Source organism: Alteromonas sp. MTD1 (assembly GCF_042848195.1).
In the GTDB taxonomy this organism is placed as follows: domain Bacteria; phylum Pseudomonadota; class Gammaproteobacteria; order Enterobacterales; family Alteromonadaceae; genus Alteromonas.
The window spans coordinates 283552-299396 of the sequence record NZ_BTGG01000004.1 but is presented as its reverse complement, the minus strand read 5'-3'; the positions used below and the strand labels follow the sequence as shown (position 1 = coordinate 299396).

Below are 15845 nucleotides of genomic sequence, written 5' to 3'. Positions count from 1 at the left end.
TGACGGATTTCTGAAATCTGGCTATTTGAAGCGTGAGTAGTTTGCTATATATGCATGGCATTTTTAAACGCTATGCCTGCTTTAGTGCGATTAATTACACCCAGCTTTTTAAGCACTGCAGAAACGTGCTGCTTCACCGTGGATTCTGAAATAGCAAGTTCGTAGGCAATTTGTTTGTTAAGCAGGCCATCAGACACCATTTTGAGCACTTTCAGTTGGTGCGGAGTAAGCTGTCGCAATCGTGCATGGAAGTCGTCCGGTTCATCTTGATGTATCGATTCAGGTGCTGGCGTTGTGGGAACCCAAGTTTCTCCTTCTAACACTTGTTCAACCGCATCGACAATGGTTTCTACCGACGCCGATTTGGGAATAAAACCACTTGCGCCAAGAGAAATCGCTTTTTGAATTAAGTTTGGTGACTCCTGCGCCGTAACTATTACCACTAGCACGTCTGGAAACCTGGCTTGAAGGTCTGATAGGCCATGCAAACCTTCACTCCCTGGCATAGACAAGTCTAAGAATACAAGCTCAATATTGTCGTTTGCTTCCAACGTCGCAATAGTTTCTGGGTAGGATGATGCTTCACACAGCTCTGTGCCGTCCATGATGCTTAGCGCGTGGCACATTGCAGCGCGAAAAAGTGGGTGGTCATCAGCAATTAGAATATGTACAGGCATCATACAGTGTTTAGAGTTACTTCTTTAGAAAGAACATAACACCACAGCGCAGGTAAATAAACTGCCTTTACCTATGCTGCAGCGCAAAGTGATGGTTGTAGTGAAGAAGCGCGCGCTTGCTTTGTTTTATACAAAAACACAAACGCGCTTACTTGATTAGAAACGATAACCTACCGTAAGGTGTACGGTGCGTGGGTCGCCATAATAACCAATTAATGTGGTATCGCCGCCCAGACCTGGTCCAAAGTTACCGTCTTCGTCACGCGTTACAAAATCGTAACCACCCACAAGGTACTCTTCGTCGGTAAGGTTTTTAACATGTAAACCCGCGTACCAATCGCCTTCAACGCTTTCCCATCTAGCACTTAGGTTAACCATGCCGTAGGCATCTTGCTGAATAAGATCGCTTGTTTCAAATAACAGGTAGTCGTCGCGATAGTAGTAGTTGGCGTTAAACGTAATGTCACCAAAGCTGGTTTCTAGCAAATAGTTAGCATTAACGTTAAAGGTGTTTTCAGGTGTGCTGGCCAAACCAATCAATGGCGGAGTAGCGTTGTTTTCCTTAATTTCAAAATCGATGAAACCATAAGCTACGTCAAACTGAAGGTTCTCAGTGGCTACCCATGTCATTTCAAGTTCAGCACCTTTCGCCGCTGTTTCTGCTGCGTTACGCAAACGTTGATCAAGTGCTGTTGGGTCGGATAAATCCCCTTCTACACCAATGTACTGACGGTCTTTGTGGTCGTACGAGAATAAGGTAACGTTTAAACGAAGCGCGTCGTTAATGTCGCTTTTCATACCCACTTCAAAGCTATCAACCACCTCTGGTGCCACGCCAGGCTCGTTCACTGTCGCTCTTGGGTTAAACGTGCCTGACTTAAAGCCTTGCGAATAACTAGCAAAGAACATAGTGTCGCGGTTCATTTGATATTCAACACCTACGCGTGGTGTAAAGCGTGACCAGCTTTGTACAGCTGGCGCATCCAGCACGCCGTCGCCGTCAGTATCAGTACCTAGTGCTTGTGGAACAAGCTGACCATCAGGACGTACATAACCGTCAATCCAGCCAGTAGACGGGTAAACGTTGTCGAAAATAAGCCCGTTGTTTACGAACGCCGACTTTTCTTCGTCTGTGTATCTGGCACCCAAAGAAAGTGATAGCTTGTCGTTAATATCGTAGTTCAGCTGTGTGTAAGCCGCCCAGCTTTCTGAGTTATTGCACCCCGTTACTTCACGCGTTAACCCAGGAGCACCAAGCGCTACACCTAGCACGCCAAGTATGGCATCGAAGTTACCGCAGCTTTCACCGTCGTAGTAATACAGACCAGAAACTAGGCTGAAGTTATCTCCAAAATAGTTTGCTTGAAGTTCGTGCGTGTCATTGCTGTCATCATACTCTGCAGGCACGTCGAAAATTGGCAACGGCGTATTATCAAAGTCGATGTTTGTTGGTGAGTAGCTTTCGCGGTGCGACCCTATGTATTTAAGCTCTAATTTGTCACTTACATTGTAGCGCGCAAGCCAGTTGTAGCCTTCAAGCTCAACTTTGTTCCACGTTGGAAGACTGGTGTAAGAATCAAACACTGAATCTGGCACTGGTGCGTCAGTTAAGATGCTTGGAAGCAAACGGTAGCCCCCTTTTGCATTCGAGGTATCTTCGGTTTTATCCCAACCAATTCTAAAGAATAAATCTTCACTTGGGTGAATTTCTAGCGAAACACGGGCTGCCCATAAGTCTTTGTTATAGTTTTCTCTATCTTGGTTTGGCAAAGCACTTACTAGATACTCACCAAAACCGTCACGATTAAGGTTGGCATAGCCCACGCCTAAGTAAACCGTATCTTCTACCAGCGGAATTTGACCGGTTACTCGTATATCACGCTGATTGTAACTACCCACCGTCGCTTCTACATTCATTTGAGTGTCGCCAGACATCTCTTTAGTAACATACTTAACCGCGCCGCCGATGGTGTTTTTACCGTATAGTGTACCCTGAGGGCCGCGCAGCACCTCAATTCTTTGCACATCGAGTAAGTCTAAAACCGCGCCTTGTGGACGCGCTATGTATACATCATCAACATAAATACCCACGCCTGGCTCGTAACCCCAAAGCGGATCCTGCTGACCCAGCCCTCGAATAAACGCAGTAAGCGTTGAGTTGGTACCACGGCTTGTTTGAAGTGTGGTGTTTGGAGAGAACTGCTGAACTTCGGTTAATACGGCTATGCCCTTTTCGCCAAGCTCTGCTGCACCTATTGATGTGATGGCGACAGGCGTTTCTTGTAAAGACTCAACGGTTCTACGCGCGGTAACTTCAATACGCTCGAGTTTGCCCTTTTCATTCTCTGCGGCCTCGCCGTTGTCTTGTGCGTAGGATGGTAGTGCAAACAAGCTAGTTGCTACCGCTATGGCACATAGGCTAGCGCGCGTGCTGCCAATTGATAAAGGTTTCGACATGGCTGCTCTCATTTTTGTAGTGCTAAAAGCATTGTGTGTTGTTAGTGACATAGTGAGTCCTTTTTTGTTCTAGGTTTTGTTTCACTGCCGGATGTATTGCCTACGGTCCAAATCACTTTAGTTAATTATTTGTTAACAGTATGTAGTACCATCGTACTATGGGATTTTCGGAAAAGTAACGTCAAACTTCATCTGGTTATAAAATGCTTTTTTATTGATTTGTATATGCTTTTACGTTTTTTCTTTTTACATAGCATATCAGTTACTCATCGACTTAACTGTTCCGGAGCATCTGCGGTCACAGATTTTTAAAGGATAATAACTATGTTAAGTATGATTGGCTTAGTAGGTGGATTAGTACTGCTTATTGTTTTAACAATACGCGGTATGAATTTGTTTATTGCGGCCCCTTTGTGTGCGCTTGTTGTCGCCCTCACCAATAATATTGCCGTGTTTACCGGTGAGGTAAACTTTGTTGAAACTTACATGAGTGGCTTTTCGGGCTTTATTGCGTCTTGGTTCTTTATGTTTTTACTTGGCGCTTTGTTTGGCAAGTTTATGGAAGATACGGGAGCTGCAGATGCAGTTTCGGGTTGGATCATTAATAAAATAGGCTACAAACGCGCAGTACTGGCCGTTGTTATCGCATGCGCCCTGCTAACATATGGTGGTGTAAGCGTTTTTGTTGTTGCTTTTTCAGTGTACCCCATGGCAGTAAGCCTATTTAAAGACGCCAATTTACCTCGACGTTTTATTCCCGCCGCCATGGCCTTTGGCTCGGTGACGTTTACCATGACATCGGCAGGTTCACCTGAAATCCAAAACTGGATCCCCATTAAATATTTGGGCACATCACCTTTTGCCGCATGGGAAGTAAGCTTAATTGTTGCCGTTTTCATGGCCGTATTCGGCTATTGGTGGCTTGCTAAAATGATTCGTAAAGCCGTGAATAACGGTGAAGTGTTCGAGGCGCGCGACAGCGACCCTGAAATTCGAGAACGTGCATTACCTCACCCAATGACTGGAATTCTTCCTCTTGTAGTGGTTTTACTTATCTCATTTTTCTTCCACGAATCGCTAGCACAGTTAGCCTTAATTTTGGCACTTGGCGGCGGTGTACTTTGTTTGCTGGCCATCAATTTCAAACACTTTAACAGCTTACCCATAGCCATAAATGCCGGTACAACAGGCGCTTTAATAGCTATCGGCAATACCGCAGCGGTGGTAGGTTTTGGTTCAATTGCCAAAAATACTGAAGCGTTTCAAAGCACGGTAGCCTTGATGACACAAATTCCAGGCAACGAACTTATTGGCGCAGCCATCGCGGTGAGCGTAATTGCAGGATTGACGGGAAGCGCCTCAGGCGGACAAGCAATTGCTCTGCCCTTAGTAGCACCTCATTACCTAGATCAAGGCGTAGAGCCCGACCAGCTACATCGTATAGTTTCTATATCATCCGGTGCACTAGATTCATTGCCGCATAATGGCTATGTGGTTACCACCATTCGCGCCATTTGCCATGAAACCCATCAGGCTGCGTATTGGGCTGTGGGCGCATTAACCGTGGTTGTACCGCTTATTGGCTTAGCCATGGCCATTGGTTTATTTAGTATTTTATAACCAGTGACTAAACCAATGAATACTGAACAGCAGATTATGCAAGATGCTAAATTATAATAGGTTTCAATGTATGACGACGTCCATTAGAGCGTTTAACGCCCAACAATGCTCAACCTCTAATAGAAATAAGAACCGCACGTTGAAGTGTGCTGTATTACTTGCAGGTTTTATTGCGAGTGTTCTTGGGCAGCCACTGTTGGCTTTAGTAAGCGGTGGCCTGCTGCCTTCTGCTTCGCTTATGGCGGCTGAACTTACCGCACAAGCAGTTAATCAGCATAGCAGTATGCTAGTTAAAAAGCGTTCATTTAGCTTAGACAGCTTTACAACCTATGGCGGACAAACCATCAAGCAAGTAAAAGTGGGTTGGGAAGCTTACGGCACGCTGTCTACCAATAAAGACAATGTAGTGTTAATTACCCATTATTTTTCTGGCTCTTCGCATGCCGCAGGAAAATACTCGCCAGATGATGCATCGCCGGGCTATTGGGACAGTATCATAGGGCCAGGAAAAGCCATTGATACCAACAAATTCTATGTAGTATCTATCGATACACTGGCGAATTTGAATGCGTTTGATGAACGCGTGATTACGACAGGCCCTGCTAGCATTAACCCGGATACCGGAAAGCCATATGGGTTAAGCTTTCCGGTGGTCACCATCCGTGATTTTGTAAATGTACAAAAAGCCTTACTGGAAAGCTTAGGCATAACCAAACTTCATGCTGTTTTGGGCCCGTCGATGGGGTCAATGCAAGCAATCGACTGGGCAGCAACATATCCAGATTGGGTGGAGCGCATGATATCAGTGATAGGAAGCGCGCAAAGTGATGCATGGACCACCAGCGCACTGGAACATTGGGCAACACCTATTAAGCTGGACACACACTTTAATAACGGTGATTACTACGCCGCCTCGGCACCTACCTCAGGCTTAGTGGCATCGTTAATGCTGATAACTCAAAACGCACTTACTCCTGCCTTTTTTAATCTGCAAGATAGCAAGCTTCAAGCTGAAGATGCCAGCGCGCTTGCGCACATCAACAACGAACCTGCCATCGTGGAGTGGTTAAGAAAACGCGCCGAAGCGCGAAGCGCAAAAATGGATGCAAATCATTTATTGTATTTGGTTAGAGCGTGCCAGCTTTTTATCGCAGGTCATCAAGGCTCACTTACAGCGGGTTTGTCTAACATTAAAGCGAAAACCCTTTTTATTCCGTCCAATTCAGACTTGCTATTAATGCCCTACTTATCGCAAGAAGCGCATAAGCAACTTAACGAACTGGGCAACAATACGCATTACCTAGAACTCGACGGCAACCTTGGACACCTAGAAGGCGTCTCAAACATTAGTGCACAAGCGGCAGCCATCAAAACGTTTTTAGAAAAGGACTAATTATGACAAAACGAAATAGACTTTCAGCAGCATGTGTAGTTGCACTTGGTACGCTATTTACCACGAACGTCTGCACTGCAGATAGCCATGATGAAAGTAAAATGGCGTTGAATTCTGAGCAAAAGGGCGGGCTAAACCTGAATTTAACTAACGTCACAGTGTCAGGTCTGTCTTCTGGCGGATATATGGCAACGCAATTTCACATAGCGCACAGCGATTGGGTGAAAGGCGCAGGTGTGCTTGCGGCTGGCCCGTATTTTTGTGCAAAAGGTGATATCACAACAGCACTTTCCCAATGCGTAAACAAGGTGGAAGGTGACACATCAGCGACAGAACTTGCGCAAACTGCCAAAAAATACGAAGAACAAGGCAAAATTGCGTCTCTTGATAATTTAAAGAATGCAAAAGTATGGCTATTTCACGGCACACAAGACAACCGCGTTATTGGTGACGTTTCCGACAAGCTCCACGAACAATACCTAACGTGGACAGACACTCAAAATGTTAAGTACATAAACGACAAACCCATCGCTCATGTATTTCCAACCCAAAACAACGGCGTTAACTGTATGAAATCGGAAAGCCCGTTTATTGGAAACTGTTATTATGACGCCGCTGGCGACATGCTTAACCATCTAATTGATGGCCTTAAAATGCCAGACGATGCACTTAGCGGTACCGTACATTCACTTGATCAGCAAGCGATTGCGGGCGACAGCGCCAAAACGCTTGCCAGTGAAGGGTTTGTATATGTTCCGGCGTCTTGCGCTGAGGGAGACGAATGCCGCGTACACATCAGCTTTCATGGATGCAACCAGTACGCAGAAACGGTTGGAGATGCCTACGTAACTCAAACTGGCATTAATGAATGGGCTGACGACAACGCAATTGTTGTACTTTATCCGCAAACGAAAAAGTCTTTATTTATGCCGCTTAACCCTCAAGGTTGTTGGGACTGGTGGGGATATGCGTCACCCGACTACGCCAACAGAGAAGGGTCGCAAGTAAAAGCGGTAACAAGCATGGTGCATTATCTTGCAAGCGACAGTGCAGCGCTTTCGCACAAGAAAGCCAATTAATTTGGCAAGAGACGAATAATGAATAAAAGAACAGTTTTTATTACTGGTGGTGCTAGTGGTATTGGCTTTGGCATTGCAGAAGCCATGGCTAAACAGGGGCATCACGTAATTATTGCCGATATTAATGAACAAGCAGCCCAAGAGGCTGCGGCTAAACTAGCGCAGTTTGAAGGCTCGGCCAGTGCCATTGCCGTTGACGTTTGCGACGCCGAACAAGTTGCAATGTTGCCCGAAGCGTTGGGCGTGCTAAGCGTAGATGTTCTTATAAACAATGCGGGTATCCAACATGTTGCCAAGCTAGAGGACTTTCCCCCACAAAAATGGCAGCAACTGATCAACATTATGTTAGTTGGCCCAGCCCTTCTTACTCAAGCATTTTTGCCTGCAATGCGTGCGCAAAATTTTGGGCGGATAATAAACGTGGGCTCTATTCATTCTGTGGTAGCATCGCCCTATAAATCGGCGTATGTTGCAGCAAAACACGGGCTTCTTGGCTTTGCAAAAACCGTAGCATTAGAAACGGGCGACTGTGACGTTACTATTAATACACTGTGCCCCGCCTACGTGAAAACGCCCCTAGTTGAGCAGCAAATAGCTGCGCAAGCAAAAGAAAACAACCTTACCGAAGAGGATGTGGTTAACAAGATAATGCTTGAGCCCATGCCTAAAAAGCAGTTTATCAGCGTTGAAGAACTGGCAGATACAGCATCGTTTTTGATGTCAAGCAGTGCGAGAAACATTACTGGACAAACCATGATCCTAGATGGTGGTTGGACTGCGCGCTAATCACCACAACGATGTGTAAATAGAGACGATTTCATCCGCCGTTGGCACGCGAGGATTATTGCCTGGCGAACCCGATGCTATCGCTTGTTCAGCCATGTTATCCACAATGGCAAAAAAGTCAGCCTTATCTATCCCAAAATCTGCAGGTGTGGGAACCTGCAGATCCGCATTTAATGCGTTTAGCTCTTGCAGCAGCTTTTCATTTGCAACATCGTCGGCGTCGGCTTGAGAAGCAACCCCCATCGCTCGTGCACACATTGCATATCGAGTTGCTGCACTTGGCAACGAAAAAGCGGTAACTGCTGGAAGCAACATGGCGTTTGATAACCCATGAGGTACATGAAACGCTGCACCAATAGGCCTACTCATACCGTGTACAAGTGCAACAGATGCATTGGAAAATGCAATACCCGCTAAAGTAGAACCCAACATCATCGCTTCTCGTGCCTGCTCGTTATTTCCATCTACGAAAACAGCGCGCAAATTTGGGGCGATAAGCGCCATGGCAGACAAGGCTTGTGCATCACTGTAAAGGTTCGCTTTTTTGCTAACAAACGCCTCAATAGCGTGTGTTAGTGCATCTATGCCAGTATCGGCAGTAACTCGTTGAGGTAAACTTTGCGTTAACGTGTAATCGACCAGTGCCGCGGTTGGCATAAAACCACGCCCTACACACAGCATTTTCTCACTTGTTTTTTCATCGGTGATAATAGTGAAACGAGTAACTTCTGACCCAGTACCGGCTGTAGTCGGTATTGCAATAATAGGTAATCCAGCTGCATCAGTAACGGTTGGAAATTTATAGTCACGCATTTGACCACCGTATTTCCCAAGTATGGAAATCGCTTTAGCGCTATCAATTGGGCTGCCCCCACCAAGCGCAACAATGCAGTCGTACTCATTTTCCCGCACCATAGATACGCCAAACTCAATTGAAGACACTGTAGGCTCGGGAACCGTGTCGGCAAAAACATCAGCCACTATTCCAATGTCCGCAAGCTGTGCTGTTATTTTTTCAGCGTAACCAAGCTCAACCATCATTTTATCTGTGACAATAAGCGGCTTGCTACAATGAAGGCTTGCAAGTATGTCAGACACTTTTTCACTTGCGCCCTTTCCGATTTCCATCATTCTTGGCAGCAAAATATGATGTGACATAAACAACTCCTTAAATTTAATGCCTGACAGCAAAGCTGATGTTTCTTGTAACAGTATCGTCTATTTACTCGCCAATGAAATAAATAAAGAAAATAAGACGTCATTAATACGCGTAATTGCACGCTAAACGCTTTTATTTTGCAAAAAACCTGTGCTACTGTCCAAATATTGGAAATGAAAGGATAGTTGCGTTCCATGCCCTATCAAACCGTTGCTTTAATTGGAAAACCTCAACACGCCGCCACCCACGACAGTCTAAATATTCTTGCAGAATATCTACTGGCCAAAGGGTGTTCATTATTGGTAGAAGAATGTATTGCAGAAGAACTCGAAACAGACAACTTTCGAAGCTGCAACCTAGTGACCATAGGCAAAGAAGCCGATTTAGCGGTTGTTGTAGGTGGCGATGGAAGTATGTTGGGAGCAGCACGCGTGCTTGCGCGCTTCGATATTCACGTTGTTGGTGTTAACCGCGGCAATCTGGGCTTTCTAACCGATATTCATCCCGACGAGATTGTTCAACAATTAGACTTAATATTCACCGGTGACTGCGTAGTAGAAAAGCGTTTCTTACTAGAAGTGGAAGTGTATCGACACGAGAAACTTAAAAGTAATAATTCCGCAATGAACGAAGTGGTTCTGCATCATGGCAAAGTAGCACACATGATGGAGTTTGAAATTTACATCGACGATCAGTTTGTTTTCAGTCAGCGTAGCGACGGTCTTATTGTTGCTACGCCAACAGGCTCTACCGCTTATTCTCTTTCTGCTGGCGGGCCAATTATAATGCCCAAATTAGATGCATTAACACTGGTACCTATGTTTCCGCACACCCTTAGCAGCCGCCCAATTGTGGTTGATGCCGATAGCCAGGTATCGATGAAGGTGTCTAAAGTAAACAGCGATTCACTGCAGGTGAGCTGCGACAGCCATATTGTCCTTCCAGTGCTTCCTGGCGACGAAATAAGAATAAACAAAAGCGCCGACAAGCTGCACCTTGTTCACCCTAAGGGCTACAGTTACTTTAACGTGTTACGTAAAAAGCTGGGCTGGGGCAGTAAATTATATTAATTCAAGTTGAAATGCGCTTCGTTTGTGGTTTAACGTACTAAAGACGGTAGCGCTCTGCACTTCTTACATGCCCCTGTACCTTTTACTCACCTTTAGCGCATTGAAAAATAAAGACTTTTTAACCTACCGCGTTTTTTCCATGCGTTTCATGAGCTTATAAAAAGCTGTATTGTCGGCACACGCGTTGCAACATCTTCTACATCGAGTTTAGTCGTGTTTACAACGGCTTAAACACTTTTACACTAGATAATCAGGAGATGTCATGAGTAATACCAATATCAAATTTACAGCACCAGGTATGGATAACGATGCGGCTGCGAAAACCATTGAGGTATTGGAGAAGCGTTTAACTGCATTGCTGGACTTACAACTAACATTGAAACACATTCACTGGAATGTAGTGGGTCCAAATTTCATCGGTGTACACGAAATGTTAGACCCACAAGTTGATGCGGTGCGTGATATGACAGACACTATTGCCGAACGCATTGCAACATTAGGTGGCGTGCCAAAAGGTACACCGAAAGCAATTGTAGAGGGCCGAAGCTGGGATGACTACAGCATTGGTAAAGGCTTGGTAATGGACCATTTGAAAGCGCTGGATGCAGTATACGATGGCGTAAACGGCGATCATCGTGCTGCCATTGAAACCATTGGCGAACTAGACGCTGTATCTGAGGACATGATTACAGGACAGCTAGCTGATTTAGAGCAATTTCAATGGTTTGTACGTGCACACATCGAATCGAGCGACGGTGAACTACAGCAATAAATGCTTAAAGGTTTTTGAATTGTTGAAAAGGAGAGGATTGCCCTCTCCTTTTTTATGATTTTTCCATTTAAGAAAATACGTAATCCTATTTACCTCACGAAACAAAAATGCTGTACAGTGTTCAACAGTACTGTTTAACGCGTTAATGCTTAAAACGAAAAAGATTTAATCAGCAGACTTTAAGCCCTAAAAAATTTAAACTATTAATATCAGCAACTTACTTCTATAACATCACTTGTAAGCCTTTTTAATTTCAATCTTCACTTTACACACAAAAAATACTGTATATATTTACACATACTGTATATATCATCATGTTTATTTTGAGGGTGTAGTTATGTTGGCGCATTTATCAATTTCTAACTTTGCCGTAGTAAAGCAGCTGTCTGTTCAGCTAGAAGATGGTTTAACGGCTATTACCGGTGAAACTGGTGCGGGTAAATCAATTGCAATAGACGCTTTAAGCCTGTGCCTTGGAGAGCGCGCCGACGCCAATGCCGTAAGAAAAGGTGCAGCAAAAGCTGAAATCATTGCGCATTTTTCGCTTTCAGGTAATTCGGCTGCTAAAACATACCTCGATGAACATGAACTTACATCAGATGAAGACGAAAATAGCTGTTTTGTTCGACGCGTTGTGTCAAAAGAAGGCCGTTCTAAAGCCTTTATTAATGGTGTTCCCGCCTCGCTGCAGCAGCTAAAAGGGCTTGGCCAATATTTGCTGGCTATCCATGGCCAAAATACACATTTGCAGTTATTGAAAGAAGACCATCAACGCTCGCTTCTTGATACCTACGCAAAACACACCAGTCAAATAGATACCGTTGAACACGCATATTCAAACTGGAAAGAAAAGCAGCGTATGCTGCAATCGTTAAAAGAACAAGCACAACAACGAGAAGACAGACTTCAGCTATTAACTTATCAAGTACAAGAGCTTGACGAATTTGCTATTGAAGAGGGTGAGTTTGAAGAGCTTGAAGTAGAACACAAGCGCCTAAGTAATGGGCAAAGCTTACTTGAACAAGCTCAAACCAGCGTTTACAACCTGTATGAAAACGACGAGGGGAATGCGCTAGCAGTCATTCAAAATAGTATTGAGCGATTAGGTGAACTAGAAGCCCACGACGCAAGCCTTACGCCAATTATAAGCCTTCTAAACGAAGCCTCTATACAAGTTGAAGAAGCAGCGAGCGAGCTTCGTAGCTACTGCGATCAGTTAGAAATTGACCCACTTCGGCTGCAGCAAGTAGAGGCGCGCTATGCCAAAGCCATGGAACTTGCCAGAAAGCATGCGGTAATGCCAGAAGCCTTGTTCCAACATCACCAAATGCTAGCAAGCGAATTTAGTGCGCTAGGAGAACAAGAAACGTTACTGGGCACTCTTGAGTTAGAAGTAGACAACATGCATGCACAATATCTTGCTGCAACGAAAGCGTTGTCTGAAAGTCGTTCATGTGCAGCAGTCAATTTAGCAAAAGACATTGAAGCGCAGATACAACAAATGAATATGCCACATGCAAAAGTGGCCATAGACGTGTTGTACGACGAATTTAAAAAGCCCTCAAGCACAGGTTTAGACAATATAGAGTTTAATGTATCTACCAACCCTGGCCAGGATGCAGATAAACTTGAAAAAGTGGTGTCAGGCGGTGAGCTTTCAAGAATTGGTTTGGCAATTCAAGTTATTGCCAGTGACAATCATACGACGCCTACAATGATTTTTGATGAAGTAGATACTGGTATTAGTGGTCCTACAGCATCGATTGTAGGCGCACTACTTCGCAGACTTGGCAGTCAAGCGCAGGTTATGTGCGTAACCCATTTACCTCAAGTTGCAGCGCAAGCGCATAATCAGCTTTTCGTGACGAAGCTTACTGATGGTGAAAGTACAGAAACACAAATGTTAGCGTTAACCAAGCAAGACAGAATTGATGAGCTGGCAAGACTACTTGCAGGTGATAAAATAACCAAATCTGCGTTGGCTAATGCAAAAGAACTGCTTAAAAGCGCCGCATCGAACTAAAATGCAGTTGATTGGTCATAGTTGTCAATGTAGCATGCCATCGCGCTTGCATTAAAACAGTTCGGATTAACCACTCCGTTGACCGAACACGAACAAAGGCAATACTGGACTTAATAACGCATGAAGTTGCAACACCTACTAGTAATACTTGGTATCACGCTTACATCAACCGCTTGTTCTAACTGGATATACAGAATCGACGTGCCTCAGGGAAACTTCCTTGATCAACGCGACGTGGAGAAACTACGCATCGGCATGACTAAAGAACAGGTTATTTATGTTCTTGGAAACCCTGTAGTTCAAGATTCGTTTAATGATGATACGTGGTACTACGTTTACGATATGAAGCGCGGAATGAGAAAACGCGGCGAAGACTTTCAAAAGCAGATGATTATTCACTTTGTAGACAACAAAGTTGAGTCGGTTGAAGGCGACTTTGAACTTTCTGAAGACTTTAATACCCCGCTAGATAGTTAATCAGAAGGAGTGCTTGCACTCCTTTTTGTTTTTCCCCAGTCTTTTCATTTCTTACATTTGGCAAACACTAAGTTTGTTGGCGTTTTGATTCACTTAGGCACAAAGGACGATAGATGGAACACAGTTTTTGGCACAGTAAATGGCAGAAAAGTGAGATTGGATTTCACGAGCCTACAGGGAATGCTCTACTAGTAAAACATGCTCAGCATTTACTAGGCACTACGCCAAATTCAGCACGTATTTTTGTACCGCTTTGTGGAAAAACGCGAGACATTGCCTGGTTATTGTCGCAAGGCGCATCGGTAGTAGGTGCAGAGTTAAGTGAAGTTGCTGTTACCCAACTCTTTGAAGAGCTTGGCGAGGCACCGTCTATATCACAAACACCTACCGGTAAAATTTTCCACAAAGAAAACCTTACTGTGTTTGTAGGTGACATTTTTAAGCTAACGGCAAATGATATTGGTGCGGTGACCGGTGTTTACGACAGAGCAGCTTTAGTTGCCCTACCTGATGCAATGCGCTCTCTTTACGCATCACATATTGTAGAAACAACTGAAAGCGCACCTCAGCTTATTGTTTCTTTTGAATACGACCAAAGCCGCATGCCCGGCCCGCCTTTTAGTGTTAACGAAGCAACCGTCGAGTCGTTGTATGGCGATACCTACGTCATAACTAGGTTAGAGAGATCGGTGCTTGAAGGTAAGCTCAAAGGCAAAGTAGATGCAGACAACCTTGTATTCCATTTAAAGGGGAATAGCTAGTTAGCTTGTCTGGCTTCTAAAAAGCCATTAAAGTTTCGATACCAAATAAAATGGCGCCAATAAGGCCACCCACAATGGTGCCATTTATCCTTACCTTTTGAAGATCTCTTCCAATATTTAACTCTACTTGCTGCGCCATTTCCCTTTCATCCCAACTATTAATCGTATCTTTGATATGTCGAGTAAGAAAATCGGCAAGCTCTGGCGCCATATACTTGGCAGCTTCGCCAATATGCTTATTAAAGGCCAGAGCCAATTCACCATCACTGTTCAAATTAGTGCCTAGCTCTTTAAATAACTTGGCGACTTTCGCTTCCGCTTTACCCTGTTTTTCTTCAAGGGAAGCTAAAAGCCAATTGCTCAGTTTAGCCCAGCTTTGATGGATGTAATTTTTCAATGCCGGGTCGTTAATGATTTTGTCTTTGTAGCCATTAACTTTATTTTCCATTAATGGACTGTGTTGTAATTCGTACAAAAACTCATGTACTTGCTCATCAAAAGCATGCCTTATTGGGTGCTCTTCGTCGTTATAAATGTCTTCTAAAATACTCGACACTGCTTTTACTGCAATAAGCGCCCCTTGTTCACTTAACCAGCTTGAAGGTAGCAACTTTTCAATTCGGCTATATTCTGTTTTTAACCAAACAACCAGAGTATCGGCAATGTAAACCTGCGTATCTGGCTGAGCGAGCAGGTGAGCCAATTTTCCAAGGATACGATCTAAAACAACCTGGTGTTGGCGCTCTCTTGTTACAGCGTTAAGCGACGTTGACATTAGCTGACGTAAATCTAACTGATGAATACCTTTCTCTGCGGTGCGCGATATAAACTCTTTTACTGGCTTATCGTCGAGTACACGCAACAAGCCTGCTAATGCATCACACGTGAAGCGACTTAGTCTAGCCGAGTTAGCATCAATACTTAGCCAACGCCCCGCCCCTTTCGCAGGGTTACTGCTAGCAATAAGCTTTTCAATTGCATCCGGGTGGAAGAACTTTTCTTTTACAAACAGAGATAGATTTTCTGCGATAACAGACTTATTTGTTGCCACGATATTGGTGTGGGGAATTGGATAACGGCGAGGGATAGGCTTAAAAAGTGCAGTAACGGCGAACCAGTCTGCCAAGCCTCCAACTAGCGCCGCTTCGCTCGCCATTTTTGTTAAACCTAGCCACCAAGCACCTGATAATGATGGAAAAAATCGAGGAGCCAAAGTTGTTAACACGAAAACGCTAGCAGCAATAATTAGACAACCTAACGCAAGCCGCTTCGCACGTGTTAACTGTGCATGTTTATCCAAAACTTCCTTCTCCACTTTACAAACCACAAACTAAGCCACCAATTACCAGCATCACATATTTCCCAAAGGAAAGAAAAACTATGCAAACAACAGACCGACTACCTCCCCACAACAAACATTCATCACTAATTCACTCTTTATTACGTGGACAGGCACTCTAACTGAACTGCATTTGTTTACGTGTATTAACGTGGACAGACACTTTTATAGACTTTTTTGTACCAAGTGCCTGCTTACCTTTCATTTTAAAGTTGAGCTCAATAAATCAATG

At 44.3% G+C, this 15845-nt stretch carries 13 protein-coding genes; 9 read left to right on the top strand and 4 right to left on the bottom strand.

Annotated features, from left to right (window positions below; genetic code table 11):
* Positions 1-44: 44 nt before the first annotated feature.
* Both ACGHAV_RS07455 and ACGHAV_RS07450 read right to left on the bottom strand, forming a co-directional pair.
* Positions 45-677: a response regulator gene (locus ACGHAV_RS07455; protein WP_390378657.1), complete on the bottom strand. Its 633-nt coding sequence runs from the start codon at positions 675-677 to the stop codon at positions 45-47.
* A gap of 156 nt (positions 678-833) precedes the next feature.
* Positions 834-3146: a TonB-dependent receptor gene (locus ACGHAV_RS07450; protein WP_390378654.1), complete on the bottom strand. Its 2313-nt coding sequence runs from the start codon at positions 3144-3146 to the stop codon at positions 834-836.
* Between the two features lie 312 nt (positions 3147-3458).
* Here ACGHAV_RS07450 and ACGHAV_RS07445 point away from each other — a divergent pair, with 312 nt between their 5' ends.
* The 4 genes from ACGHAV_RS07445 (at position 3459) to ACGHAV_RS07430 (ending at position 8012) form a co-directional block, all read left to right on the top strand.
* Positions 3459-4754, top strand: a complete 1296-nt coding sequence (locus tag ACGHAV_RS07445) for a GntP family permease (RefSeq protein ID WP_390378506.1) — start codon at positions 3459-3461, stop codon at positions 4752-4754.
* Between the two features lie 238 nt (positions 4755-4992).
* Positions 4993-6147, top strand: a complete 1155-nt coding sequence (locus ACGHAV_RS07440; RefSeq protein WP_390378651.1) for a homoserine O-acetyltransferase — start codon at positions 4993-4995, stop codon at positions 6145-6147.
* Positions 6148-6149: 2 nt separating this feature from the next.
* Complete coding sequence (locus ACGHAV_RS07435; RefSeq protein ID WP_390378503.1) at positions 6150-7226, top strand: prolyl oligopeptidase family serine peptidase; 1077 nt, start codon at positions 6150-6152, stop codon at positions 7224-7226.
* An 18-nt stretch (positions 7227-7244) separates the two neighbouring features.
* Positions 7245-8012 (top strand): 3-hydroxybutyrate dehydrogenase, encoded by a 768-nt coding sequence (locus ACGHAV_RS07430; RefSeq protein WP_390378500.1) that lies wholly within the window; start codon positions 7245-7247, stop codon positions 8010-8012.
* On the opposite strand, the gene ACGHAV_RS07425 is transcribed toward ACGHAV_RS07430, so the two are convergent.
* Positions 8013-9170, bottom strand: coding sequence for an iron-containing alcohol dehydrogenase (locus tag ACGHAV_RS07425; RefSeq protein ID WP_390378497.1), 1158 nt, complete (start codon positions 9168-9170; stop codon positions 8013-8015).
* A gap of 195 nt (positions 9171-9365) precedes the next feature.
* Here ACGHAV_RS07425 and nadK point away from each other — a divergent pair, with 195 nt between their 5' ends.
* The 5 genes from nadK (at position 9366) to tmpT (ending at position 14274) form a co-directional block, all read left to right on the top strand.
* Positions 9366-10241 carry an NAD(+) kinase gene (gene nadK / locus ACGHAV_RS07420; protein WP_390378494.1) on the top strand — a complete coding sequence of 292 codons (876 nt, stop codon included), beginning with the start codon at positions 9366-9368 and terminating at the stop codon, positions 10239-10241.
* A 262-nt stretch (positions 10242-10503) separates the two neighbouring features.
* A complete protein-coding gene (dps, locus tag ACGHAV_RS07415; RefSeq protein WP_390378491.1) occupies positions 10504-11013 on the top strand; it encodes a DNA starvation/stationary phase protection protein Dps in 510 nt (169 codons plus the stop codon).
* Positions 11014-11350: 337 nt separating this feature from the next.
* On the top strand, positions 11351-13036 hold the full coding sequence (recN, locus tag ACGHAV_RS07410) for a DNA repair protein RecN (RefSeq protein ID WP_390378488.1): 1686 nt from the start codon (positions 11351-11353) through the stop codon (positions 13034-13036).
* A gap of 120 nt (positions 13037-13156) precedes the next feature.
* Positions 13157-13513, top strand: a complete 357-nt coding sequence (locus ACGHAV_RS07405; protein WP_390378485.1) for an outer membrane protein assembly factor BamE — start codon at positions 13157-13159, stop codon at positions 13511-13513.
* 113 nt (positions 13514-13626) lie between these two features.
* A complete protein-coding gene (gene tmpT, locus ACGHAV_RS07400) occupies positions 13627-14274 on the top strand; it encodes a thiopurine S-methyltransferase (RefSeq protein ID WP_390378483.1) in 648 nt (215 codons plus the stop codon).
* Between the two features lie 16 nt (positions 14275-14290).
* Here the strand turns inward: tmpT and ACGHAV_RS07395 are convergent, their stop codons facing one another.
* Positions 14291-15574, bottom strand: a complete 1284-nt coding sequence (locus tag ACGHAV_RS07395; protein ID WP_390378480.1) for a DUF445 domain-containing protein — start codon at positions 15572-15574, stop codon at positions 14291-14293.
* Positions 15575-15845: the final 271 nt, after the last annotated feature.